General features: G+C 60.3%; 23 protein-coding genes and 1 pseudogene. 13 read left to right on the forward strand and 11 right to left on the reverse strand.

Annotated elements, in window-relative coordinates; translation table 11 throughout:
- Positions 1 to 59 precede the first annotated feature (59 nt).
- The 6 genes from gabT to AABC73_RS10940 all read right to left on the reverse strand — a co-directional run bounded on the left by gabT (position 60) and on the right by AABC73_RS10940 (position 7529).
- A complete protein-coding gene (gene gabT, locus AABC73_RS10915; RefSeq protein WP_341523575.1) occupies positions 60 to 1352 on the reverse strand; it encodes a 4-aminobutyrate--2-oxoglutarate transaminase in 1293 nt (430 codons plus the stop codon).
- A 235-nt stretch (positions 1353 to 1587) separates the two neighbouring features.
- Positions 1588 to 2676: an ABC transporter ATP-binding protein gene (locus AABC73_RS10920; protein WP_047573368.1), complete on the reverse strand. Its 1089-nt coding sequence runs from the start codon at positions 2674 to 2676 to the stop codon at positions 1588 to 1590.
- A gap of 92 nt (positions 2677 to 2768) precedes the next feature.
- The gene (locus AABC73_RS10925) at positions 2769 to 4229 is read right to left on the reverse strand and encodes an NAD-dependent succinate-semialdehyde dehydrogenase (protein ID WP_341523576.1); all 1461 of its coding nucleotides are present in this window, start codon (positions 4227 to 4229) and stop codon (positions 2769 to 2771) included.
- 137 nt (positions 4230 to 4366) lie between these two features.
- The gene (locus tag AABC73_RS10930; RefSeq protein WP_020289701.1) at positions 4367 to 5161 is read right to left on the reverse strand and encodes an ABC transporter permease; all 795 of its coding nucleotides are present in this window, start codon (positions 5159 to 5161) and stop codon (positions 4367 to 4369) included.
- Positions 5162 to 6088: an ABC transporter permease gene (locus AABC73_RS10935; protein WP_341523577.1), complete on the reverse strand. Its 927-nt coding sequence runs from the start codon at positions 6086 to 6088 to the stop codon at positions 5162 to 5164.
- Between the two features lie 388 nt (positions 6089 to 6476).
- Positions 6477 to 7529: an ABC transporter substrate-binding protein gene (locus AABC73_RS10940; RefSeq protein ID WP_341523578.1), complete on the reverse strand. Its 1053-nt coding sequence runs from the start codon at positions 7527 to 7529 to the stop codon at positions 6477 to 6479.
- A 303-nt stretch (positions 7530 to 7832) separates the two neighbouring features.
- On the opposite strand from AABC73_RS10940, the gene AABC73_RS10945 reads away from it, so the two are divergent.
- Positions 7833 to 8522 carry a dihydrofolate reductase family protein gene (locus AABC73_RS10945; RefSeq protein WP_341523579.1) on the forward strand — a complete coding sequence of 230 codons (690 nt, stop codon included), beginning with the start codon at positions 7833 to 7835 and terminating at the stop codon, positions 8520 to 8522.
- A 260-nt stretch (positions 8523 to 8782) separates the two neighbouring features.
- On the opposite strand, the gene pobA is transcribed toward AABC73_RS10945, so the two are convergent.
- Positions 8783 to 9967, reverse strand: coding sequence for a 4-hydroxybenzoate 3-monooxygenase (gene pobA / locus AABC73_RS10950; protein ID WP_341523580.1), 1185 nt, complete (start codon positions 9965 to 9967; stop codon positions 8783 to 8785).
- Between the two features lie 125 nt (positions 9968 to 10092).
- Between pobA and AABC73_RS10955 the strand changes: the two genes are divergently transcribed.
- From AABC73_RS10955 to pcaC, 8 genes are all read left to right on the forward strand, one after another.
- A complete protein-coding gene (locus tag AABC73_RS10955; RefSeq protein WP_341523581.1) occupies positions 10093 to 10965 on the forward strand; it encodes a helix-turn-helix domain-containing protein in 873 nt (290 codons plus the stop codon).
- Between the two features lie 32 nt (positions 10966 to 10997).
- Entirely contained in the window at positions 10998 to 11927 is a 930-nt protein-coding gene (pcaQ, locus tag AABC73_RS10960; RefSeq protein WP_341523582.1) for a pca operon transcription factor PcaQ, read from the forward strand.
- A gap of 138 nt (positions 11928 to 12065) precedes the next feature.
- Complete coding sequence (gene pcaH, locus AABC73_RS10965; protein WP_341523583.1) at positions 12066 to 12785, forward strand: protocatechuate 3,4-dioxygenase subunit beta; 720 nt, start codon at positions 12066 to 12068, stop codon at positions 12783 to 12785.
- Positions 12786 to 12797: 12 nt separating this feature from the next.
- Positions 12798 to 13400: a protocatechuate 3,4-dioxygenase subunit alpha gene (gene pcaG, locus AABC73_RS10970; protein ID WP_341523584.1), complete on the forward strand. Its 603-nt coding sequence runs from the start codon at positions 12798 to 12800 to the stop codon at positions 13398 to 13400.
- Positions 13401 to 13481: 81 nt separating this feature from the next.
- Positions 13482 to 14831: an MFS transporter gene (locus AABC73_RS10975; RefSeq protein WP_341523585.1), complete on the forward strand. Its 1350-nt coding sequence runs from the start codon at positions 13482 to 13484 to the stop codon at positions 14829 to 14831.
- 16 nt (positions 14832 to 14847) lie between these two features.
- Positions 14848 to 16200: a 3-carboxy-cis,cis-muconate cycloisomerase gene (locus AABC73_RS10980; protein WP_341523586.1), complete on the forward strand. Its 1353-nt coding sequence runs from the start codon at positions 14848 to 14850 to the stop codon at positions 16198 to 16200.
- Positions 16201 to 16291: 91 nt separating this feature from the next.
- Positions 16292 to 17080, forward strand: coding sequence for a 3-oxoadipate enol-lactonase (pcaD, locus tag AABC73_RS10985; protein ID WP_341523587.1), 789 nt, complete (start codon positions 16292 to 16294; stop codon positions 17078 to 17080).
- A gap of 14 nt (positions 17081 to 17094) precedes the next feature.
- Positions 17095 to 17493 carry a 4-carboxymuconolactone decarboxylase gene (pcaC, locus tag AABC73_RS10990; protein WP_341523588.1) on the forward strand — a complete coding sequence of 133 codons (399 nt, stop codon included), beginning with the start codon at positions 17095 to 17097 and terminating at the stop codon, positions 17491 to 17493.
- 142 nt (positions 17494 to 17635) lie between these two features.
- Here the strand turns inward: pcaC and AABC73_RS10995 are convergent, their stop codons facing one another.
- Entirely contained in the window at positions 17636 to 18898 is a 1263-nt protein-coding gene (locus tag AABC73_RS10995) for an arsenic transporter (RefSeq protein WP_341523589.1), read from the reverse strand.
- Between the two features lie 260 nt (positions 18899 to 19158).
- On the opposite strand from AABC73_RS10995, the gene AABC73_RS11000 reads away from it, so the two are divergent.
- Entirely contained in the window at positions 19159 to 20643 is a 1485-nt protein-coding gene (locus AABC73_RS11000) for a helix-turn-helix transcriptional regulator (protein WP_341523590.1), read from the forward strand.
- 153 nt (positions 20644 to 20796) lie between these two features.
- Positions 20797 to 21057 (forward strand): DUF1652 domain-containing protein, encoded by a 261-nt coding sequence (locus AABC73_RS11005; protein WP_341523591.1) that lies wholly within the window; start codon positions 20797 to 20799, stop codon positions 21055 to 21057.
- On the opposite strand, the gene AABC73_RS11010 is transcribed toward AABC73_RS11005, so the two are convergent.
- Positions 21046 to 21351: a DUF6482 family protein gene (locus AABC73_RS11010; RefSeq protein ID WP_341523592.1), complete on the reverse strand. Its 306-nt coding sequence runs from the start codon at positions 21349 to 21351 to the stop codon at positions 21046 to 21048. The genes AABC73_RS11005 and AABC73_RS11010 overlap by 12 nt on opposite strands.
- Positions 21352 to 21446: 95 nt before the next feature.
- Here AABC73_RS11010 and AABC73_RS11015 point away from each other — a divergent pair.
- A pseudogene (locus AABC73_RS11015) lies at positions 21447 to 21736 on the forward strand (SDR family NAD(P)-dependent oxidoreductase); the annotation flags it as partial.
- Positions 21737 to 21808: 72 nt separating this feature from the next.
- Here the strand turns inward: AABC73_RS11015 and AABC73_RS11020 are convergent.
- Positions 21809 to 23392 carry an aldehyde dehydrogenase (NADP(+)) gene (locus AABC73_RS11020; protein WP_020289721.1) on the reverse strand — a complete coding sequence of 528 codons (1584 nt, stop codon included), beginning with the start codon at positions 23390 to 23392 and terminating at the stop codon, positions 21809 to 21811.
- 276 nt (positions 23393 to 23668) lie between these two features.
- Positions 23669 to 24217 (reverse strand): UDP-4-amino-4,6-dideoxy-N-acetyl-beta-L-altrosamine N-acetyltransferase, encoded by a 549-nt coding sequence (gene pseH / locus AABC73_RS11025; protein WP_341523593.1) that lies wholly within the window; start codon positions 24215 to 24217, stop codon positions 23669 to 23671.
- A 540-nt stretch (positions 24218 to 24757) separates the two neighbouring features.
- Here pseH and AABC73_RS11030 point away from each other — a divergent pair.
- Positions 24758 to 25294 carry an N-acetyltransferase family protein gene (locus AABC73_RS11030; RefSeq protein ID WP_341523594.1) on the forward strand — a complete coding sequence of 179 codons (537 nt, stop codon included), beginning with the start codon at positions 24758 to 24760 and terminating at the stop codon, positions 25292 to 25294.
- The last annotated feature ends 8 nt before the right edge of the window (positions 25295 to 25302 follow it).

The following is a 25302-nucleotide window of genomic DNA, read 5'->3' on the forward strand; positions in this document are numbered from 1 at the left end:
TGATTCGTGGCGGTCCTTCACGTGCAAAACGCCCGACGTTCAGGTCGGGCGAACGGCGGTCAGGCCCCGGCGGCCGCCAGTGCGTTATCGAGCATCTGCAAGGCTTCTGCCAATTGCGCGGGAGTGGTCACCAGTGGTGCGAGGAAGCGCACCACGTTGCGATGCACGCCGCACTTGATCACCAGCAGGCCGGCATCGCGTGCATGGTCGATGACGGTTTGCGCCAACGCTGCGTCCGGGCTTTGCCGGGCGTCGTCGGCGACCATTTCGATAGCCTGCATGAAACCCAGACCGCGCACGTTGCCGATTCGTGGATAGCGTTGCTGCAAGGCCAGCAAGCCTTCGTGCAGCTGCGCGCCGAGGGCTTCGCCTTTGGCCAGCAAGTCTTCTTCTTCAAAAATCTTCATGACTGCCAGTGCCGCCGCGCAGGCCACGGCGTTACCGCCATAGGTACCGCCCAGGCCGCCCGGAGTGGGCGCGTCCATCATTTCTGCACGCCCGACCACGCCGGACAACGGCATGCCGCCAGCCAGGCTTTTCGCGACCGTCACCAGGTCGGGTTTGATGTCCGCATGCTGGAAGCCAAACATGGTGCCGGTACGACCGAAACCGGTCTGGATTTCGTCGAGGATCAACACGATGCCGTGTCGGGTGCAGCGCTCGCGCAGGGCCTGGAGGAATTCCTTGGGCGCGGCAAGGAAGCCGCCGTCGCCTTGCACCGGTTCGATGAGGATCGCTGCCACGCGGTCTGGCGCAACGTCGGTGGCGAACAGTTCATCGAGTTCCGCCAGGGCATCGTCGCTGCTGATGCCGCGATAAGCGTTGGGGTAGGTGGCGTGATAGATCTCGGCGGGGAAGGGCCCGAAATTCTGTTTGTACGGCTGGCTCATGCCGGTCAGCGTGACGCCGAGCAAAGTGCGGCCGTGGAAGCCGCCGCGAAAGGAAATCACCCCGGTGCGATTGGTGTAGCCACGGGCGATCTTGATCGCATTCTCGACCGCCTCTGCGCCAGAGGTGAACAGCACGCTTTTGTAGTGCTCGTCGCCGCCGATCATGGCGTTGAGGCGCGCGGCCACTTCGATATAGGTTTCGTAGGCGACCACCTGGAAGCTGGCGTGGGAGATATCCCCGACCTGGCTGCGCACTGCTTCTACTACGAGCGGATGGCTATGACCGACGTTGAGCACGCCGATGCCGCCGACGAAATCCAGGTAACGCTTGCCGTCCACATCCCACAGTTCCGCACCCTGGGCGCGCGCGGCGACCACCGGATGGGCGGTGACGATGCCGCGTGGAATGTGCTGTTCGCGCAGGGCCAGCAGGCGTTGGTTTTCAGTCAGTGCAGAATTCATCTCGATCTCCGTGTGCGCCGGGCTCGGCAAGTGATGTGCTCAGGATAAGGATTGGTCGCGGGTGACAAGCGCTGAACTTGGCGCAGGCAGTGCTGTGATCGACTGTTTTGCAGGGGGGTTACGAAATATTTCGCTGTTGGTAATTGGGTAGGGCAAATGCGAACCGTAGGAGCGGCTTTAGCCGCGAGAACATCCTCCCGGCTAAAGCCGGTCCTACGGCTTGGAAATTGCGTCTCTAAACCACCGCCCTCGGCACCACGATGGTGTCTTCCGGGTGCAGACGCATGGACATCAGCGCACCAATCGGCGGCAGGCTGAGGTTGCCTTCGTGGTGGCTGGGCTGGCGCAGGCTGACGGTCGGGCCGCCTTCCAGATCGACGAACACCTTGAGGCTTTCGCCCTGGAACACGATGTCGGAAATCCGTCCGCGCAGGCGATTCCACTCCGGTCCGGCAGCGTCGCTGTCGAGCATGAGTTTCTCCGATTGCAACGCCAGAAACAGGTCGCCCGATGCCGGGACTGGACGCGTGGTGCGCAGGGCTGTGCTGCCCAGCGTCAGGCCGTTGCCGGCGCTGCGTTGCAGCGGCACGAGGGTGCTTTCGCCAATGAAGCTGGCGACGAAATCATCGCTGGGATGATCGTGCAGGCGGCGCGGGGTATCGACCTGCACCAGCTGGCCGCCGCGCATGATCGCGATGCGGTCACTCATGGTCAGGGCTTCGCGCTGATCGTGGGTCACGTAGATCATGGTCGCGCCCAGGCGTTTGTGCAGGGCGCGCAGTTCGATCTGCATGGTTTCACGCAGCTGTTTGTCCAGCGCCGAAAGCGGCTCATCCATGAGGATCAGCTTGGGTTCGAAGACAATCGCCCGCGCCAGGGCCACGCGCTGACGCTGGCCACCCGACAGCGCGGCAATCGAGCGCTCTTCATAGCCCGACAGTTCTACCGTCGCCAATGCCTGTTTGACCCGGTCGCGGCTTTTGCTGGCGCTTTCGCCCCGGGCGCGCAATGGGAAGGCGACGTTTTCGCCAACGGTCATGTGCGGGAACAGCGCGTAGTTCTGGAATACCACGCCGATTTCGCGTTTGTGCGGCGGCATCAGCGTAACGTCGCGCTCACCGAAATAAATACTTCCGGAACTGACCCGAATGAAGCCGCCAAGAATGCTCAGCAAGGTGGTCTTGCCCGAGCCCGACGGGCCGAGCAGCGACATGAACTCGCCAGCCTCGACCTTGAGACTGACATTGTTCAAGGCCTTGAGGCTGCCGTAGTCCTTGCAGACCTGATTGACGCTGACCGATTCAAAACCTTCAGTGAAATTCATGAAGCATTCTCCTGTGCAGGGCGCCGAAACGGTCGGCGCTTCTGCTTGCGATGTGGGCACAGTCGTAAGGCGTGCAAGCTTTCAAACCGTTCTCAGCCCAGGCCGCCAATGTGCCAGGCCTTGATCTCAAGGAACTCGTCCAGCCCGTACTTGGAGCCTTCACGGCCGGTGCCGGATTGCTTCATGCCGCCGAAGGGCGCGACTTCCATGGAGATGACGCCAGTATTGAGCCCGACCATGCCGAACTCCAGGCGCTCGCCAACACGAAAGGCGCGGCGGATGTCCTGGGTGAAGTAATACGCGCCGAGCCCATAAGGCGTGGCGTTGGCCATGGCCAGCGCTTCGGCTTCGTCTTTGAAGCGGAACAGCGGGGCGACCGGGCCGAAGGTTTCTTCGCTGGCCAGCAACATGTCCGCTGTGGCGTCGATCAATACCGTTGGCTGCACGTACAAACCGTTGCCTTGCGGCATGCCGCCGATGGCGACGCTTGCACCTTTTTCCAGGGCGTCGCCGATGTGATGACCGACCTTGTCTACCGCAGCGGCATTGATCAGCGGGCCAATGGTCACGCCTTCGGCCAGACCATCGCCGACTTTCAGTTGCGCGACGGCCTGACTCAGGCGCTCGGCGAACCGGTCGTAAATACCGTCCTGCACCAGAATGCGGTTGGCACAGACGCAGGTTTGCCCGGCGTTGCGGAACTTGCTGACCATGACGCCGGCAATCGCCAGATCCAGGTCAGCGTCGTCGAACACGATAAACGGCGCGTTGCCGCCCAGTTCCAGGCTCAGGCGCTTCATGGTGCTGGCGCACTGGCTCATGAGCAGCTTGCCGATCTTGGTCGAACCGGTGAACGACAGTTTGCGCACCGCCGGATTGCTGGTCATCTCGCCACCGACACCCGCCGGCATGCCGGTCAGCACGCTGAACACACCGGCGGGAATGCCAGCGCGTTCAGCCAATACCGCCAAGGCAAGGGCTGACAATGGGGTCATTTCCGAAGGTTTGACCAATACAGTGCAGCCCGCAGCCAACGCCGGGGCGCATTTGCGGGTGATCATGGCATTGGGGAAGTTCCACGGCGTGATCGCCGCGACCACGCCAATCGGTTGTTTGAGCACCACGATCCGGCGATCAACAGTGGGCGCCGGAATGGTGTCACCGTAGATGCGCCGGGCTTCTTCGGCGAACCATTTGACGAAGCTGGCGCCGTAGCCGATTTCGCCACGGGACTCGCTCAACGGCTTGCCCTGTTCGGCGGTCATGATCAGGGCCAGGTCTTCCTGGTTTTCCAGGATCAGCGCATACCAGGCTTCCAGATACCGCGCACGCTCGGCGGCCGGTACTTCTCGCCAGGTGACGAAGCGACTCTCGGCAGCTTCGATGGCACGGCGGGTTTCGGCGGCCTGCAAGGCCGGGACGTGGGCAATGACGCTGCCATCGGCGGGATTGGTCACGGCGATGGTGGCGCCATCGTCGGCCTCGATCCAGGTGCCGTTGACATAGGCGCGCTCGACGAGCAGGGAAGGGTCACGCAGTGTGCTTTTCAACATGATCAGAATGCCTTGAAGGTCCGGACGATGGACTCATTGTAAAAATGTCCAGCCAGCGCCCGATGCCGAGATAGGCGCTGGAATGAAGTGCAAATGCCGAATTCGTTGCGTTGGCGGCACAATTGGCCGGGCCCGTTCTATGACTTGTTGCGCCCGGCAATCACCACCAGCAGCAGCGACGCCAGAATCAGCAGCGAACTGATCGCCGCAATCGTCGGGTCGATTTCATCGCGCAGGGCGGTGAACATGCGCTTGGTCAGGGTCTGGTTGTCGCCACCGGAAATGAACAGCGCCACCACGGTTTCATCCAGCGAGGTGATGAACGCGAACAGCGTGGCCGACACCAGGCTCGGTTTGATCTGCGGCAAGGTCACGGCCATGAACGCGCGAAAGCGATTCATGCCCAGGCTGCGGGCGACCATTTCCTGGGACATGTCAAAGTTTCGCAGCCCGGCCAGCAAGGCGATGATCACGTAGGGCAGGGCGAGCATGATGTGCGCCAGCACCAGCCCGGTCAGCGTGCTGATCAGCCCGACCCGCGCATACACAAAGAACACCCCGGCAGCGATCAGGATGATCGGCACCATCATCGGCAACAGCAGAATGATCTGCAGGGTGCGAATCACCCGCAGGCTCGAACTGTTGATGGCGTAGGCGGCAGCCATGCCCACCGGCAGGCTGACGACCATGGTCGCCGTCGCGGTGATCAGGCTGACCTTGGCGGCGGACATCCATTCGGCGCTGTTAAAGAACGCTTCATACCAGCGAAACGACCACTGCTTGGGCGGGAATTGCAGAAAGCGCGCTTCGGAAAACGACATCGGCACCACGATCAATACCGGGATGATCAGGTACAGCAGGATCGCGGCGACCAGCAGCGTGAACAGCACCTGGGAAAGCTTCACATGGCGCAGGTTGGCAAGGAGTTTCATTTAGCGCGCTCCCAGAATGCGTTCGATAGGAATGAAGCGATTGATGCCCCAGAAAATCAGGAACACCACAAACAGCAGCACCAGACCGACCGCGCTGGCGGCGCCCCAGGCGTGATACAGCTCGACGTTGCGCTGCACCAGCATCGACACCAGAATCGTGCGACCGCCGCCAAGCAATTCCGGCGTGATGAAGAAGCCCAGGCAGATCACGAACACCAGAATCGAACCGGCCATGATCCCCGGCGCGGCCATGGGCAGGAATACCCGGCGGAAGGTGTAGAACGGCTTGGCGCCGAGACTTTCCGAGGCTTGCAGCAAGTCTTGCGGGATCTTTTTCATTACCGAATACAGCGGCAGGACCATGAACGGCAGCATGACGTGCAGCGTGCCGATCACCGTGCCTGTGGTGTTATGCATCAGGTTCAGCGGCTGATCGATGATGCCCAGGTCCATCAGAGTCTGATTGACCAGGCCGCGTCGTTGCAGCAGCACCAGCCAGGCATAGGACCGCACCAGCACGCTGGTCCAGAACGGGATGATCACGCAGACCAGAATCAGATTGGCCCAGAAACCGTGCAGCCGGGAAGCGGCGTAGGCGATGGGGAAACCCAGCACGATCGAAAGGATGGTCACCATAAAGCTGATCTTGAACGTCAGGGCGAAGGTGTCCCAGTAAATGCGCTCCTCAAAGATCCGCACGTAGTTGGCCAGCGAGAAACCTTCCTCAGTCTGCACGGACTGGAATGCCAGCCAGCACATCGGCAGGATCAGCAGCACCACGACCATGAACAGCGCGGGTGCAAGCAGAAGCAGCATCGAGGTGTTTTCTTTGCGTTCTTCCCGGGCCAGCGCCTGAGTGGTGGTCATGGGCGGCTGCGGCTGATCATCGGAGCCAGGCAGGGTTTTAGCGAGATAGGCATTGGACATATCGGCCTCCGTCCTGAAGTGCGCAGTGCTTGGGTGTTGTCATGTGGAGGACTCCCGAAGAAGGGGCAGGTTCTGAAAGCGTGCATGTGATTCTCGGTCGCTCTGCGGGACCATGCAGCCTGTAATGTACCGAGATGACGGCGGATGAAGCGGCTACAAATCCCCGGTGGCGAAGCGCTTTATTGCGTAATCGGGTCGGCTGACGGCATGTCCTGCGTTGGGCCGTCTACACCGGGGCTTGCGGCTGGAATCGGATTGGAATGCATTTTGTAGGACCGGCTTTAGCCGGGAGGAGGTCAATCCATTCGAGGCAGGTCCGTCGTCAGGACCGTCGCCCTCCCGGCTAAAGCCGGTCCTACAGTTCAATCGTGAGCGGGTGCGCCGTGGTTTACTTCTTCTGCACAAACGCCAACCAGCGTTCTTCGGCTTTCACGCCATCCTGGGATGCCCACCATTTGGCCGAGAGCAGAGCCTGGCGAGACATGTTTTCCGGGGCCGACGGCAGTTTTGCGGCGCGCTCGGCGGGGATGGTGCCGGTCTTGAACGCTTCCGGGTTGAGCGGGCCGTAATCGATGATCATCGGCAACGCGGCCTGCAACTTCGCATCAATGGCTTCGTTGACGAACTTCATGGCAGCGGTCTTGTGTGGCGAGCCCTTGAGCACGCACAGCGAGTTGGTTTCCAGTACGCCCTGGTTGTAATCGAAGGCAACCGGTGCGCCATCAGCCTGTACCGCAGTGATGCGCCCGTTCCACGCCTGAATCATGTCCACTTCGCCGTCGCTGATCAGCTGCGCCGACTGACCGCCGGAAGTCCACCAGGTGGCGATGTGCGGTTTGATTTCTTCCAGCTTCTTGAACGCGCGCTCAACGTCCAGCGGATACAGTTTGTCCGGGGCAACGCCATCGGCCATCAAGGCGATTTCCAGAGTAGGGCGCGGCAGGTTGCGCAGTGAGCGCTGGCCGGGGAATTTCTTGGTGTCCCAGAAATCCGCCCAGGTTTTGGGTGCCGCTTTACCCTTGAAGGCGTCGGTGCGATACGCCAGCACCGTGGAGTAACTGATGTAGCCGACGCTGTAGTCGTCTTTGACTTCCGCCGGCAATTGCGCGGCATTGGGGATCAACGCCAGGTCGAGCTTTTCGAACAGGCCTTCCTGCTCGCCGCGAATGCAGTCGCCGGTGGGCAGGTCGACGACATCCCAGGTGACTTTGCCGCTTTCCACCTGGGTCTTGATGATCGGGTAGGCCTTGGGTGAGCTGTCCTGTTTCAAGGTCAGGCCAAGCTTTTTCGCTGCCGGTTCCAGGATCGCCTTGCTCTGCGCCTCCTGATAAGCCCCGCCTTGGGAAACGAAGGTGATGTCTTCTGCGAATGCCAGGCTGGCGCTGCTGGTCAAAATCGCCAGACTGGCAAGTTTGAATGCTCGGATACCGAATGTTGTCATGAAGGACTCCCAGTGGTTGGCAGGTGTTGGAGGCGATTTTTTGCTTGTTCTCAGGTCGCTCTGCGGCACCCTGCAACGTTAATGTACTGGCATCGGCCTAACCAAAGCGGGCTCGAATTCCCTGCAAATAAGCGCAATATGTTGAAATCAGCCAGACGCGCAGCATCTCCTGCGTCGGCTGGCGGGCGGGCCACCGGGGAGCAGCACTCAGCCTTGAAGCTGCGAACTATCGGTTGCGAGGTCGGGTCGGTATTACAGCGTCGCCGTTTGGCGAATCACTGAATAATGCCCGGAGCCTGAACCATGAAGCCCTATGTTATCTGCCACATGATGTCGTCCATCGACGGTCACGCCCTGACCGACGGCTGGGAACGCCCGTTCAAGAAAGCCGCTGGCGACCTTTATGAGGCGTTGGCGAAAACCTTCAACTTTGATACCTGGATCTGCGGTCGCGTGACCATGCAGGAAATCGCCCATGGCGATGATTACCCGCGTGGCTTGAACCTGTCGCCAATTCCGCGCACGGACTATTTCGCTGATCGCAATGCTTCCAGCTACGCCGTGTCCATTGATCCCCATGGCAAAGTCGCCTGGAAAACCAATCAGGCGCTGGGTTCCCATGTGGTCGAAGTGGTTGCCGAAACCGTGGCCGACGATTACCTGGCATACCTGCAAAGCATTCAGGTGTCCTACATGTTTGGCGGCAAGATCGACATCGATCTGGCCTACGTCGTCGAAACGCTTTCCCGGGAACTGGGCAGCAAACGCCTGGTTGTCGAAGGCGGTCCGCATGTCAGCGGTGCGTTCGTCAATTCGGGACTGGTGGATGAGGTCAGCGTGCTGATCCTGCCGTTGATCGACGGTCGCGGCGAGCATCCGGCATCTTTCGAAGTGAGTACTGAAGCATGGACCCAGCCGACCTACCTCAAGCTGGTTTCGGCGGAGGTACAAAGTGGCGGTGGCGTCTGGTTGCGGTACAGTCGGCCGGAATGATTTGGCAGTGAAATGATCCTGGTTAACTATTGAACTCGAAACGGGGTCGGTCGCACTCTTTTGCAGCAATACCCTTGACAGGGCCCGCAAATCTTTTGTTGAACGTGTGAATAAAGTTGTCCACGGAAAGTGGGGGTATGTCTGTGGATAAGAATGTGAAAGCCCAGCGGGCCGGGCGTTTCGGGCGATGGTCAGGAAATGAGCAGCCACAAATTTCGAGATTTTTGCTTGATTTTCAATGCCGTTCTGTAGCAGCCGCTTCAGTCGATCTCTTCGTAGGGCAGGCCGACATAATTTTCCGCAATCGTCCTGCGCCCGGCTTCCGAGCCCACGAAGTAATCCAGTTCGGTTTGCGCAATGCGCTGACTGAAGGTGTCGTGGTCGGGGAAACTGTGCAGCATTGAAGTCATCCACCAGGAAAAACGCTCGGCTTTCCAGATGCGCCGCAAACAGATCTGCGAGTAGCGTTCCAGCAAGTCGGTGCGGTTTTCCCGGTAGACCTTGAGCAGGATGCGGTACAGCGTACTGACGTCGCTGGCCGCCAGGTTCAGACCTTTGGCGCCGGTGGGCGGCACGATATGCGCCGCGTCGCCGAGCAGAAACAGGCGCCCGTATTGCATGGGTTCGACGACAAAACTGCGCAGCGGTGCGATGCTTTTTTCAATCGACGGCCCGGTGATCAGGCGTTCGGCAACGGGCGTTGGCAGGCGGCTCTTGAGCTCTTGCCAAAAGCGCTCGTCGGACCAGTCTTCGACTTTTTCCCCGGCATCCACCTGCACGTAGTAACGAGTGCGGGTGGCTGAGCGCATGCTGCACAAGGCGAAGCCGCGTGCGTGGCGCGCGTAAATCAATTCGTGATCGACTGGCGGGGTGTCGGCGAGTACGCCGAGCCAGCCGAAGGGATAGACCCGCTCGAAGACCTCCAGGCTCTCGGCAGGAATCGACTGCCGGGAAACCCCATGGAAACCGTCGCAACCGGCAATGTAATCGCAGTCCAGGCGCAGGCTTTGGCCGTCATGCTCGAAGGTCAGGAACGGTGCATCGGTCTGCATGCCGTGGGGCTGGACGTTTTCTGCGTTGTAGAACGTGACGGCCCCGGATTCGGCGCGGGCGTCCATCAGGTCGCGGGTCACTTCGGTCTGGCCATAGACCATGACGGTTTTGCCGCCCGTCAGGTGTTTGAGGTCGATGCGTTCGCAGCGATCAGCAAACGCTATCTGGAAACCTTCGTGAACCATGCCGTGCTGATCCATGCGTTCAGCGACGCCAGCTTCGCGCAGCAGGTCGACCATGCCTTGTTCCAGCACCCCGGCGCGAATTCGGGACAGGATGTAATCGGGGTTCTTGCGCTCGACGATGACGTTGTCGATGCCGGCACGTTGCAGCAGTTGTCCGAGCAGCAGGCCGGACGGCCCGCCGCCAATAATGGCGACTTGAGTTTTCATTGGGTTGGTCCTTGCGAGACGCTGTTATTTTTGTGTCCTGTATTTTTGGTGGCAAAACGTGGGGATTGAAGACATTATTCGCTGCTTTTCATGGATTTTTCATAGCGCTTGTCAACGGAGGCGGCATGAGCAAACCGTCCGCAGCGGCTGTACCGGTCTTCAAGCTTTACGGCGAAACCAGCGCCTGGCCCACGCCGGACCTGATTCATTGCGAGTCGATTCCGGAGCGCAGCAAGCTGCATGACTGGGAAATTCGCTCTCATGCCCACAGCGATCTGGTGCAGCTGCTTTATGTGCAATCCGGGGCGGCGACGTTGTATGTGGAAGATGTCGTTGGCCACGTGGAGTCGGCTGCGCTGCAAGTCATCCCGGCGTTGAGCGTGCATCGCTTCAGTTTTTCCGCAGACATCCAGGGCTATATTCTCAGCCTGGCGCAACCCTTGGCTGACCAGCTGAATGCAGCGCTGGATGCTCCGGTACTGGCCGTCGCTGCCTGCCATGCCGTGCAGAGCGAACAACGGCAACAGCTGGATACGCTGTTTGCCGCGATTATCGATGAATATTCACAGCACAAGCCCGGACGCGATTCGATGCTGCAATCCCTGATCACCATGCTGTCCATCTGGCTGGGTCGGCGCAGTCTTGAGCATGCGCCGCTGGACCTGCGATCCCGGGAGCGCGGGCGAGAGCATTTGCAGGCCTTCACTCGCACCGTCGGGGTGCACTTTCGCGAACATTGGCCTATCGAGCGTTACGCCGAGCAACTGGGCATCAGCGCCGCGTATCTGAATGCCTTGTGTCGGCGACTGACCGAACAATCGGCTTTGCAGATCATCAATCAACGCTTGCTGCTGGAAGCCAAGCGCGACCTGGTCTACACCACGTTGACCATCAATCAGGTATCCGACCGTCTGGGGTTTTCCGAACCGGCTTATTTTTCGCGGTTTTTCAAGCGTTGCACCGGTCAGTCACCCAAGCACTTTCGCATCCAGCGTTGAGCGGATGCTTTCTCTCGAAGGCGAATACTGCGTTGAATATCGATACCCGAATCAAGTTTCGCCATCTGGTGTGTTTTCTTGAAGTTGCCCGCCAAGGCAGTCTGGCCCGGGCTTCAGACCAACTGGCGATCAGTCAGCCAGCGCTGTCCAAGACCCTCAAGGAGCTGGAAACCCTGCTGGCGACGCAGTTGTTCCTGCGCAGTAAAAGCGGTGCGGCGTTGACCGAGGCGGGGGTGGCCTTTTTGCGCTTCGCCGGACCGAGCGTGCAGTCCTTGCGGGAAGGGGTGAACAGCCTGCGTTCCGGCGAACATGAGCCGGTGACCGCGCGCCTGGGTGTGCTGTCGACCGTCGAAAGCCAGCTGGTGCCGGAAGTGGTGTGTCGTCTGCACGCCCGGCATCCGGCGCTGATCGTCAGCGTGATGACCGGGCCGAGCGCCTATCTGCTGTCGCAGTTGCGGGTTGGCGAGCTGGATCTGGTGGTCGGACGCATGACCGACAGCCCGTTGATTCAGGGCCTGACCTTTGAGCACTTGTACAGCGAGTCCATGACCCTGGTGGTGCGCCGCGACCATCCGTTGCTGCACGGCGTGGTCAAGCGCGAAAGCCTGGAAAACTTCCCCATGGTCCTGCCATTGGCCGGGACCACCATTCGCAAATTCGCCGACAGCCTGTTCGTGCAATACGGCATCAGCCCGCCGCGCCAGCGTCTGGAAACCTTGTCGCTGACCTTGAGCCGCCGCTACGTGCAGTGCAGCGATGCGATCTGGATCGCGCCATTCGATGCCGTACAACAAGACCTGAACAGCGGCGAGCTGAGCGAGCTGGAACTGGGCATCCGTGAACCCGGCGGCTCGGTGGGCATTTGCAGCAATCCGGCGCTGCCCCTTTCCCGGGCGGCGCAGTGGTGCGTGGATGTGTTGCGGGAAGTGGGTGACGACTACGGCAAAGACGCGCATCCATAACCATCTGGATATGGATCGCGTCATTTTATTCAATTTCGGTTTCGTTCAGGGCAAGGGACACTGCGCTACAGCCCGGTGCATCGTCCTCAGCGGTCATGTCGCCACTTAAAACTCCTCATAAAAACCAGGGAGAACCCGATGTCTGAAGCAGACAGCAGCCGTTTTGTCATACGTGACCGAAACTGGCACCCCAAAGCCTTGACCCCCGATTACAAGACCTCGATCCTGCGCTCGCCAAAACAAGCGCTGGTGAGCATTCCGCAGTCCGTTTCCGAAGCCACCGGCCCCGATTTTTCCCACCTGAACTTTGGCGTGCATGACAACGATCTGCTGCTGAACTTCAACCGTGGCGGCTTGCCGATTGGCGAGCGCATCATCCTTGCCGGTCGGGTCTGCGATCAATACGGCAAACCCGTGCCACACACCCTGGTGGAGATCTGGCAGGCCAACGCGGGCGGGCGTTATCGTCACAAGCGCGATGCTTATCTGGCGCCCATTGATCCTAACTTTGGCGGCGTCGGTCGCGCCCTGACCGATCGTGACGGCAACTACAGTTTTCGCACCGTGAAGCCTGGCCCTTATCCGTGGCGCAACGGCCCCAATGACTGGCGGCCGGCGCATATCCACGTATCGGTCAGCGGCCCGTCGATTGCCACGCGATTGATTACCCAGCTGTATTTCGAAGGCGATCCGCTGATCCCGCTGTGCCCGATCGTCAAGTCCATCGCCAACCCGGAAGCTGTGCAAAGCCTGATCGCCCGGCTCGACATGGGCATGGCCAATCCCATGGATTGCCTGGCTTATCGCTTTGACATCGTCCTGCGCGGCCAGCGCAGCACGCACTTCGAAAACCGCTGAGGAGGCACGAGCATGCCCGTTCAACTTTTGCCTGAAACCCCTTCGCAAACCGCCGGCCCTTACGTGCATATCGGCCTGGCGCTGGAAGCCGCCGGCAACCCGCCCCGGGATCTGGAAATCGCCCATGAAATGGCCACGGCCGACGCGCCTGGGGAACATATCGTGCTGGTGGGCAACGTCTACGATGGCAACGGCCACTTGATTCGCGATGCCTTTCTGGAGTTCTGGCAGGCCGATCACCAAGGCATCTACGACCCGATTTATGATCCGCATAAAGCCTTCAACTGTTTTGGTCGTACTGCCACCGGCGAGGATGGTCAGTGGCTGCTGAACACCATCAAGCCGGGCATCGTGCTCAATGCCGCCGGTACGCCCATGGCGGCGCACATCAACGTGTCGCTGTTTGCCCGAGGCATCAACATCCATTTGCAAACCCGGCTGTACTTCGACGATGAAGCCCAGGCCAACGCGATTGATCCGGTACTGAACCTGATCGAGCAACCGGCGCGCCGGGAAACCCTGATCGCCAAGCGGTGCAGCATCGACGGCAAGTTGGCTTATCAGTTTGATATTCGGGTGCAGGGCGAGGACGAAACGGTGTTCTTCGATTTCTGATCCGGCTCCAGTTATGTAGGAAACGCGTGCATAGGGCGCCCGCTGCAGCGGTCGACCCCAATAATAATAAAAGGAAAAACCATGACACTTTCGGCTCGCTTCCCGGAGGCCGGCACGCTCGACGTGCAGGCGTTCATCAATGCCCAACCCCTGTCCCGCTACCAATGGCGAGTGGTCGCGTTGTGTTTTCTGATTGTGTTCCTCGATGGCCTGGATACTGCGGCCATGGGTTTTATCGCGCCCGCATTGAGCGTGGACTGGGGCATCAACCGCGCGAGCCTGGGCCCGGTGATGAGCGCTGCGCTGATCGGCATGGTCTTTGGCGCATTGGGTTCGGGGCCATTGGCCGACCGCTTCGGCCGCAAGGTCGTGCTGGTTGTGGCGGTGTTTGTGTTCGGCGTCTTCAGCCTGTTGTCGGCCTATAGCAGCAACATCGACCAATTGCTGATCCTGCGTCTGCTGACCGGCGTCGGCCTGGGCGCGGCCATGCCCAATGCGACGACGCTGCTTTCGGAGTACACCCCGGAACGACTCAAGTCGCTGCTGGTGACCAGCATGTTCTGCGGCTTCAATCTGGGCATGGCCTGCGGTGGATTTATCTCCGCCAAACTGATCCCGGCGCTGGGCTGGCATAGCCTGCTGATGCTCGGCGGAATCCTGCCGCTGTTGCTGACCGTGGTGCTGTTGTTCTGGCTGCCGGAATCGGCGCGGTTCCTGGTGGTACGCAATCGCGGCGTGGAGCGTATTCGCAAGGTGCTGGCGCCGATCTCGCCGCTGGAAGTGGCCAACGCCAGGGACTTCAGCGTGCCCGAACAGAAAACCGTGCGCAGCCGCAATGTCCTCAAAGTGGTGTTCTCCGGTACTTACAGCGCGGGCACTTTGCTGCTGTGGCTGACCTATTTCATGGGTCTGGTGATCGTCTACCTGCTGACCAGCTGGCTGCCGACCCTGATGCGCGACAGCGGCGCGAGCATGGAACAATCGGCGTTCATCGGCGCGCTGTTTCAGTTCGGCGGAGTGTTGAGCGCAGTCGGCGTGGGCTGGGCCATGGACAAATTCAACCCGCACAAAGTGATTGGCGTCGCTTATTTTCTGGCCGGGATCTTCGCCTGGCTGGTGGGTCAAAGCCTGGGTAATGTCGCGGTATTGGCAACCTTGGTGCTGCTGGCCGGGATGTGTATCAACGGCGCGCAATCGGCCATGCCGTCACTGGCGGCGCGTTTCTATCCCACACAAGGCCGCGCGACGGGCGTTTCCTGGATGCTGGGGATTGGCCGTTTCGGCGCGATTCTCGGCGCATGGGCCGGCGCTACCTTGCTGGGCCTGGGCTGGAATTTCGAACAAGTGCTGACGGCGTTGGTGGTGCCTGCGGCGCTGGCGGCGATTGCCGTATTGATCAAAGGCTGGGTCAGCCACTCGGACGCCACCTGATAGAAGGAACACATAAGTGAATCAGCTTTTCGACGCGTACTTCACCCAGCCGGCCATGGGCAAAGTTTTCACTGATCAGGGGCGGCTGCAGGGCATGCTCGATTTCGAAGCGGCACTGGCTCGGGCCCAGGCCAGTATCGGGTTGATCCCGGCTGAAGTGGTCGCGGACATCGAAGCCGCCTGCCGCGCCGAGCTGTTCGACTTCAATGAACTGGCGATTGCCGTGGGCAATGCCGGCAACTCGGCAATCCCGTTGGTCAAGGCGCTGGGCAAGAAGATCGCCGCGCGCAATCCCGTCGCCGAGCGTTACGTGCACATGGGCGCCACCAGTCAGGACTCCATGGACAGCGGCCTGATCCTGCAGCTGCGTCAAGCGCTGCAACTGCTGGAAATCGATCTGGGCAAATTGGCGGACGCTCTGGCGCAACAGGCACGACGCTATGCGCTAACGCCGCTGGCCGGGCGCACCTGGTTGCAGCAGGCGACGCCGGTGACACTGGGCATGAAGATCGCCGGTTGGCTGGGCGCCGTGACGCGGCATCGCCAGCGCCTGATGGAAATCAAGCCGCGCCTGCTGAGCCTGCAATTTGGCGGCGCATCCGGCACGCTTGCGGCGCTGGGCGAGCAGGGTTTTGCCGTGGCCGAGGCCTTGGCGCGGGAGCTGCAATTGACGCTGCCCGAGCAACCCTGGCACACCCATCGCGACCGTCTGGTGGAGTTCGCCAGCCTGCTGGGCATGATCGCTGGCAGCCTGGGCAAGATCGGTCGGGATATCAGCCTGTTGATGCAAACCGAAGTCGGCGAGCTGTTCGAACCGGCAGCGGCGGGCAAGGGCGGTTCCTCGACCATGCCGCACAAGCGCAATCCGGTTGGCGCGGCAGTGATGATCGGTGCCTCGGTGCGCGCGCCGGGACTGGTCGCCACGATGCTTGCCGCCATGGCCCAGGAGCACGAGCGCAGTCTGGGCCTGTGGCATGCCGAATGGGAAACCCTGCCGGAACTGTGCTGTCTGGTTTCCGGCTCGTTGCAGCACGCCTTGCAAGTCATTCCGGAACTGGACGTTGACGCAGCGCGGATGCTGGAAAACCTCGATTCGACCAAAGGCCTGGTGCTGGCCGAGGCGGTGAGCATCGCGCTGGCCAAGCGTCTGGGTCGCGATGCCGCCCATCACCTGATCGAACAATGCTGTCGCAGCGCGGTGGAACAGGGCACGCATCTGCGTCAGGTGCTGGGGCAACATCCGCAAGTCAGCGCCGAGCTGTCCAGCACTGAACTGGATCATCTGCTCGACCCCGCCAATTATCTGGGTCAGGCCGGACGTTGGGTTGAACGGGCGGTGGCGGAGCATGAAGCACTGAAACCTCTGTAGGAGCCAACTTGTTGGCGAGGCAATCCAAGGCTCGCCAACAAGTTGGCTCCTACAGCACCTTTATTCCATTCGAAACCTGAAGGAGCCTCCAATGCCTTTCATTCACCTCACCGACGGCGATCTGCATTACCAGCTCGACGGTCCACAAGGCGCGCCGGTACTGCTGCTTTGCAATTCGCTGGGCACCGATCTGCACATGTGGGACGCGCAGATTCCGGCGTTCATCGAGCATTTCCAGGTCTTGCGTTACGACACGCGCGGGCATGGCCAATCGCTGGTGAGCGAAGGTCCATACAGTATCGAGCAGAATGGCCGCGACGTGTTGGCGCTGCTGGATGCACTGCAACTGGAGCAGGTCTCGTTCTGCGGCTTGTCCATGGGCGGGTTGATTGGCCAATGGCTGGCCATCAACGCAGCTGAACGATTCAAGCATGTTGTGCTGTGCAACACCGCGGCGAAAATCGGCAGCCCGGAGATCTGGAATCCGCGCATTGAAGGCGTATTGCGTGACGGTGTTGCGGGGATGCAGGCGCTGCGCGAAGCGACCATCGCACGCTGGTTCACCCCCGAATTTGTTGCGGCGCAGCCCCAACAGGTCGAGACCTTGGTGAACATGCTTGCGCAGACGTCGCCCCAGGGTTACGCGGCCAATTGCGCGGCAGTGCGTGACGCGGATTTCCGCCCGCAGCTGGGCGCGATCGCGCAGCCGGTGCTGGTGGTCAGTGGCGCTCATGATCCAGTCACCACGCCTGCCGACGGGCGCTATCTGGTCGAGCAGATTACCGATGCGCAATACGTCGAGTTAAATGCGGCACACCTTTCCAGTGTCGAAGCCTCCGCCGCGTTCAGTGAGCGTGTGCTGGCCTTTCTAACAGCTTGAAACCGGAGGACAGAATGGACGAGAAACAACGTTACGAAGCGGGCATGCAAGTGCGTCGCGCGGTGTTGGGCGATACCCACGTCGACAACAGCCTGAAGAAACTCACGCCATTCAATGAAGAATTTCAGGAAATGATCACCCGCCATGCCTGGGGTGACATCTGGACCCGGCCGGGTTTGCCACTTCACACCCGAAGCCTGGTGACCATCGCCATGTTGATCGGCATGAACCGCGAGGGTGAACTGCGCCTGCACCTCAAGGCGGCGAAAAACAACGGCGTGACCCGCGACGAGATCAAGGAAGTGCTGATGCAAAGCGCGATCTACTGCGGCATTCCAGCGGCCAATGCCACGTTTCATCTGGCCGAAGAAGTCTGGGACGAAATGGGCGTGGAGTCGCTCGATCCGTCTTGAATTGGAATACTTGTTGGAGCGAGGCTTGCCCGCGAATCAAACGCCTCGGTGACCCAGCGCTACCGCGTCATCGTTCTTCGCGGGCAAGCCTCGCCCCAACGGGTGAAGGTGTTTGCTGCGCGACAACGCGGAGTCTGGACGGTCAGCCCGTCGTGATCGACAACGCCGCCAGCGCGCCAATCAAGGCGGGCGGCATCACCAGAATGCCCAGCCGCAGAAAAGTGAAGGCGCTGACGTTCTCGCCCTCACGGCGCACCGCGACCAGCCAGAGCAAGGTCGCCAGCGAACCGGTGATCGACAGATTGGGGCCCAGATCCACGCCGATCAGCAACGCGCTGGTGACTTCCGTGGGCAGCTGCGCGATGTTGCCCATCGACCCGGCGATCAATCCGGCGGGCAGGTTGTTGATCAGGTTGCTGGCAATCGCCACCAGCACCCCGGCGCCCCAGATGGCCTGAACGCTGGAGCGTTCCGCCAGGGTTTGCAGCGCATGGGCCAGATGATCGATCAGCCCGGTCTGCGCAAGTGCTTCCACCAGCACAAACAGCCCGGCCACCAAGGGCAGTACGCCCCACGACACACCTTTGAGCACCGGTAACGGGCTCAGTCGCTGGCGTATGTGAATCAAGCCTGCTGTGGCGATACCGGCGCAAAACGTCGGCAATCCAAGCTGAACGCCCAGCGCCGAGGCGCTGAGCAGCACAATCCCGGTCAACACGATGCCAAACGCAGTCAGGCGCGCGCCGCTGGACAGCGGTTGCAGGGTGATGGTGGTTTCCAGCGGCTGGCGCAAATGGGCGCGTTGGGTGAAACGCAGCACCAGATACGTCAGGCCGATGGCGGCAATCGACGGCAAGGTGAAATGCCAGAGCCAGGTCAGCAACGGCGGCATGTGGCTGCCGAAGATCACCAGATTGGCCGGATTGGAAATCGGCAGGACGAAGCTCGCTGCGTTGGCGATAAACGCGCAGACGAATAGATACGGCAGCGGTTCGGCTTTGGCTGCCCGCGCCGCCGCGTACACCGCAGGCGTCAAGACCACCGCCGTTGCGTCGTTGGAGAGAAATACCGTCACCAGCGTGCCGACCAGAAACACCAGGTCGAACAAGCGCTGCCCCGAACCGCGAGCATGTTGCGCCGCGTACATCGCGAGCCAGTCGAAAAGCCCCTGTTGGCGGGCCAGTTCGGCCAGTACCATCATGCCGATCAGGAACAGATAAACATCCAGACCTTCGCCGACGGCGTGCAGCGCGGCGTGGGCCGGGATCAGTCCTGATACCGTCAGCAGAATGGCTCCGCCCATGGCCCAGACAAATTCCGGCACGCGCCACGGACGCAGAATGACGCCACAGGTGGCCAGGGCGACCACCATCCAGATGGCCGTTGACGGGTCGAATGCAGGCATTGAATCTACTCAGGTGTGAAGGGGATGGCAGCGGCGAGACAAGCGATTTCAGGTGCTCGGCAGTGCGGCTTCCACAGCCTTGTCGCTGTGCCTGACGGGTGAATCCAGGGTTTGACCGCGCCGGTTTCCAAGTGTCCACCGCGCTTACAGGTTTTTTGCATCGGGTTACCAGTCTCGTGGAATTCGTGATGGGGCACGCAGGTCCAACCGTGGCAGAGGCTGGCTGCCAGCCACGAAAGATGACTATTCAAGGAGACGCAATGAGTCAGGCCGTTCTGGAGAGCGAAACCAATCGTCGACAGTTGCAGGAGATCATCTCCGGTCTGTCCGATGGCGTGCTGTTGATCGAGTTGGACAAGACCATCGTCTGGGCCAATCAAGCAGCCTTGGCAATGCACGGCGTGGCCAAGGTCGGACAGTTGGGTACTGACGCCAGCGATTACGCGTCGCGTTTTTCCCTGCGCTATCGCGACAGCAAGACGCTGGCTCAAAAGCACTATCCCATCAACCGGGTCGCAGCCGGCGAGACGTTCAGTGACATGGTGGTGGAAGTACGAGCCAGGGACGACGAAGAGAAATACTGGGTGCACCGGGTGCGCAGCATGATTCTCAACGGCGGCAACGGCAAGCCGGAACTGCTGGCGCTGATCATGACCGATGCCACGGAATGGGCCAGCGCAGAGCAGCGCTTCGAGAGGACGTTCAATGCCAATCCGGCGCCTGCGGTCATCTGTCGCCTCAGTGACCTGCGCTATATCAAGGTCAACCAGGGCTTTCTGGAAATGACCGGTTACAGCCGTGAGCAAGTGATCGGCCGTTCAGTCTATGAAGTGGACGTGCTGGAAAACGCCGAGCGCAAGGATCTGGCGATCCAGCGCCTCAACGACGGCCTCACCATCCCGCAAATGCAGGCCGATTTGAAATTGCCTGACGGCGGCAACAAGCTGGTTATCGTCGCCGGCCAGCCGCTGGATATCAACGAAGAGGACTGCATGCTGTTCTCGTTCATGGATCTGGAGCCACGGCGCAAGATCGAAATCGCCTTGCGCCAGAGCGAAGAACGCTTTGCCAAGGCGTTTCGCCTGAGCCCGGTGCCGACTCTGGTGTGCAGCGCGGACCTTCAGCAGGTGCTGGAAGTCAACGATGCCTTCCTGAAAACCACCGGCTTCAATGGCGAGGAAGTCACCGGACGGTCGCTCACGGAAATCGACTTCCTGGCCGGCAAGGCCACTTGCGCCCAGCTGTTGCAGGCTCTGGAAAAGTCCGGGCGCATTGAGGGCATGGATCTGAAAGTGCGCAGGAAAGACGGGGAAATTATCGACTGCGTCGCTTCGGCGGACACGGTCAGTATTCAGGACGCCACTTGCTACCTGCTGGTGCTGATGGACATTACCGAACGCAAGCGCTCGGAAACCGAATTGGTCAGCGCGATTGAAGAGGTCATGCAGGATGCGTCGTGGTTTACCCGCACGCTGATCGACAAGCTGGCCAGCGCCAAAAGCGTCAAACGGCCCGAGCTGCCGGGCACGTCACTGGTTGACCTGACGGCTAGGGAAAAGGATGTGCTGGGCTTGATCTGCGAAGGCTTGGCCGATAAGGAAATCGCCTTGCGACTCAAGCTGGCACCCAATACCGTGCGAAATCACGTGGCCACCATGTACTCGAAGCTGGGCCTGCACAGTCGTTCGGAGGCGATTATCTGGGCGCGTAAACGGGCGCTGTTTTCCTCTGATAAACGTAAGTAGTTCTGACGTGTTGGTGCGAATGTACTAACGCGACAGGTGCAAATTAGTCTGTTTAATTCATTGCATTGTTTATAACCTGACGGTCCTTTTTCGAACCGCCGCAGGGGAAAACTTGCAAATGCTCAGATACATGATCAACGCAGGCCGCCGTTCGTGACGTACCTGGCCCAGGTGCGCCAACTCATCGAACACAGTTTCGAGCCTATGGCGTGCGACAGCACTGTCAGCCCGGATGGCTCACTGATGGTGCGTATTTATGATCGCGACAGCGGCCGGGTCGATCTGGTCGTGACGGGTATCGCCGTCGACCAGCTCAAGAGCCATGACGTCGTACTGACGCTTATCGAAGAGTTACGCGACGAGCTCACCAGTGTCCGCATGAGCTCCGTGCTGGGTCAGCCGTCACAGGCTTGAGCGAAACGGAATCGGCTCGCGGGTGGGCACGGCATCGCTGTCGGCCTGGCCCACCATCTCGTCATAAACGGTCGGATGCACCAGATACAGCGGCACTTCCGGTACCGCCGCCAGATATTTACGCGCCTCGTCTACCGAGGCGACGTGAAAGGTGTCGCCGTGGCCGTCCTGCACCGGATGCGAAGAGCCCTGCATCACCGCGTGAATCACATACGAACCGCCTTCCATGGTCACCAGCTGAATCTCGTGGATTTCGCCGGCTTTGACGTGTGTGGCAAGTTTTTTCATGTCCATGACGCTACCTCTTGAGGAGGGAAGGGCGAATGCCTGTCTCTCAGGTTCGAGGAGGGGCAGCAGCGTGAGTTCATTTTTTGTGGGACCGGCGTCAGCCCCTTTCAAAACTGGAAGCACTCAAGGTTCAGGAGTGGAACCAGATGATCGACGTCAACATTCGTGGCGTGCTGCATGGCATCGCGGCTGCTTTGCCGATCATGCAGCAGCAACGTTCGGGTCAGTTCATCAACATCGCGTCGATTGGTGCCTACGCGATATCGCCCACGGCAGCGGTGTACTGCGCAACCAAGTCCGCGGTGCGGGCGTCATCGCTTACGCAATCGAACAACCGGCAGATGTGGACGTCAGCGAAATTATCGTGCGGCCTACCGCAAGCCCGTTCTGATGGGTTTGCGTGGGGCATAAAAAAACGGCGCGGCTTGAGGGCCGCGCCGTTTTATCTGACCGAAGTCAGTGCTTAAGCGATGGGCTGATCGCTCCACTCGCTGTTCACCAGACGCTTGAGGCCCAGTGGGTTAGCGTTTTGCAACGCTGCCGGAAGCAGGGCATCCGGGTAGTTCTGGTAGCAGACCGGACGCAGGAAGCGATCGATCGCCAGGGTGCCGACCGAAGTGCCGCGCGAATCGGAAGTCGCCGGGTATGGACCGCCATGGACCATGGCCTCACAGACTTCAACGCCCGTCGGGTAGCCGTTGACCAGGATACGGCCAACTTTCTCTTCCAGCACCGGCACCAGCCATTGGTACTGCTCAAGATCAGCCGGTTCGCCGATCAGGGTGGCGGTGAGCTGGCCGCGCAACGCTTGCAGCGCGCTTTTCAGCTGGGCGTCGTCAGCCGCTTCAATCACCAGCGTGGTTGGGCCGAAAACTTCTTCCTGCAACAGTTCGTCGCCATTGAGCAGCAAGCTGATATCAGCCTTGAACAGTTGCGCCTGAGCCTGTTTACCTTCCTGCGGCTTGCCGGCCAGGTGAGTAATGCCAGGGTGCGACAACAGATGCTCGACGCCTTTGCTGTAGCTGCGCAGACCGCCAGCATTGAGCATGGTTTGTGCTGGCTGGCCGCCCATTTGTTCCTTGAGCTGCTCAAGGAACGCGGTGAAGGCAGGCGAGCTGACGCCGATCACGACGCCCGGGTTGGTGCAGAACTGACCTGCGCCCATGACCACCGAAGCGGCAAGTTCCTTGGCCACGGTTTCGCCGCGAGCGGACAGAGCTTGCGGCAGCAGAACCACCGGGTTGATGCTGGACATTTCCGCGAACACTGGAATCGGTTGCGGACGTTCCGCAGCCATTTTGCACAGCGCATTGCCGCCGCCCAGGGAGCCGGTGAAGCCCACCGCCTGAATGGCCGGATGCTTGACCAGACCTTCGCCGACGCCGTTGCCGAAAATCATGTTGAACACGCCTTTAGGCATGTTGGTTTTTTCGGCAGCGCGGATGATTGCGCAGCCCACCAGATCAGCAGTCGCCATGTGGCCGCTGTGCGCCTTGAACACGACCGGGCAACCGGCGGCCAGCGCCGACGCGGTGTCGCCGCCAGCGGTGGAGAAGGCCAACGGGAAGTTGCTGGCGCCGAACACGGCAACCGGGCCTACGCCAATGCGGTACTGACGCAGATCGGTACGCGGCAACGGCTTGCGATCCGGCAGGGCCAGGTCGATGCGCGCACCGAGGTAGTCACCGCGACGCAGGACTTTGGCGAACAGACGCATCTGGCCGCTGGTGCGACCGCGCTCGCCCTGGATACGCCCTGCTGGCAGTGCGGTTTCCTGGCAAACGATAGCAACGAAATCATCGCCGAGCGCATCCAGCTCATCAGCGATGGCTTCAAGAAATTCTGCACGACGGGCCGGGCTCAGCTGACGGTATTCAGGAAACGCAGCTTGCGCAGCCAGGGCTGCCGCATCGATTTCCGCGTCGGTGGCTTGATAAAAACTGAATGGCAGCGCTTCGCCAGTGGTGGCGTCGAGACTTTTGTGTTGCGGCTCGCCAAGGGCGCTGCGGGCACCTGCGATGAAGTTGTGGCCGAGAACATTAGGCATCTGTGTCTCCTGTTGTTATAGGTAAAGAGTTGTTTGGCAAAAATATTTGCGGGTTTGATCGGGCGTGTTGCCTGTTTTAGACATCTGCCGACCGCACTGCGCCGGATAAACAGGCTGCCAGCACGGTAGATGAAGCGAAAAAGTTGACAGTCATCGTACAACTAGCAGCCGGAGTTCGCAACCGGCGATGCGGATGAAGCCAGCCAATGCCTCGCCAACAAGTTGGCTCCTACACAGTCTGTACAGCCCGCAGTGTTCGCGAGGCCAAGGTAAACCTTAGCGCATCAACCTTTGCATCACATCGAGCATTTTTGGGCGCTGCGCAGTCCATTCGTCGCGGGTGATGCCCAGCAATACCACATCAATACGTTCGTCGTTCTTGATGACGTTCTGACGACGCACGCCTTCGATACTGAAACCGAACTTCTGGTGCAGGCGGATCACCGCCTGATTGGTCGCCAGCACCTCGCAATTGAGCTTCTCCAGGCCTGCCGTATTAAAGGCGTGATCCAGCAGCCAGAACTCGACCCGGCTACCAACGCCTTTGCCTTGCAGCGTGCTGTCCAGATAAAAAGCCCAGTCGGCGCTGCGGTGTGTGGTGTTGATGGCATTCAACGCCACGACCCCGCAGGCAAGACCATCGATCAGCAGCACAAATACCGACTGGCGTGGATTGCCTTCAAGCGATTGCAGCCACGTAGCGTGCTCCGATTCGCTGATTTCATGATCGCTGTACATGAAACTGCGCACCGCGAGCTGGTTGCGCAGGTTGCGCACCTGGGCCTTGATGGATGGAGACGCTTCCAGTAACGGCAGGAACTGCATGGTGTTTGTCCTACGGGGATCAGGGAAGCAGATTACTTCCAGGCGGCTGGCTCGGCAATCGAGTCAACGGTGAAGATGCTCTGCTCCGTGTTGGAGGCTTGCCCGCGAATCGTTGTAGGACCGGCTTTAGCCGGGAGGCAGTTGAGCGGCTCGCGACTGAAGTCGCTCCTACGGTCGCTCCTACGGTCGATCCTCCGGCTGATTCGCGGGCAAGCCTCGCTCCAACGGAATCGGCGTTCAGCCCTTGCCCTGTGCTTTGTTTTTTGTTTTCCGTGCCGCTATCTTGCCGACACCGCCAAACCCGACGAAGTCGGGCCGGACGTCAGCGCACATGGTTTTCGTCTATTTTGCCGTAACAAAATGGACCCGGCCGTCAGGACGGAACCTGGATAAGCCGCACCGCGAATGCTGTTGGTGCCACTCGATTCGAAGCGCGGCGCCAGAATAAAGAGACGGAGACATTACTTCGCCTACAAGTTGCCTCCTACAGATAGAATTCGATTCGTTGTTGGAGCGACCTTTCCCTTGTGAGACCTGACCATGAACCCAGCCCTGACCTTGCGCGACGCGCGTGAGGATGACATGCCTGCCGTACAGGCTATTTATGCGCAACACGTGCTGACCGGCCTCGCCAGCTTCGAACTGGAGGCGCCCAGTCTGGAAGAAATGCTGCGCCGCCGCGCGGAAATCCTGTCTCGGCGGTTGCCCTATCTGATTGCAGAGCTGGACGGCGAAGTCGTCGGTTATGGCTATGCCACTTTATACCGACCGCGACCGGCCTACCGTTTTACCGCCGAGGACTCGGTTTACATCAAAGATGGCATGGGCGGGCAGGGCATTGGTCAGGCGTTGCTGGCCGAAGTTATCGAACATTGTGTGCGCGGCGGCTGGCGGCAAATGATCGCGGTGATTGGCAATAGCGAGAACATCGCGTCGATTCGCTTGCACGAACGGATGGGTTTTCGGCGGGTCGGTGTATTCGAAGCGGTGGGTTTCAAGCACGGGCGCTGGGTCGACACTGTCCTCATGCAGCGGGCCCTGGGCGACGGCTCGCTCGGCGTGCCCGACGATCAATAGACTGTTTG

The organism is Pseudomonas sp. G.S.17 (genome assembly GCF_038096165.1).
Classification (GTDB): Bacteria; Pseudomonadota; Gammaproteobacteria; order Pseudomonadales; family Pseudomonadaceae; genus Aquipseudomonas.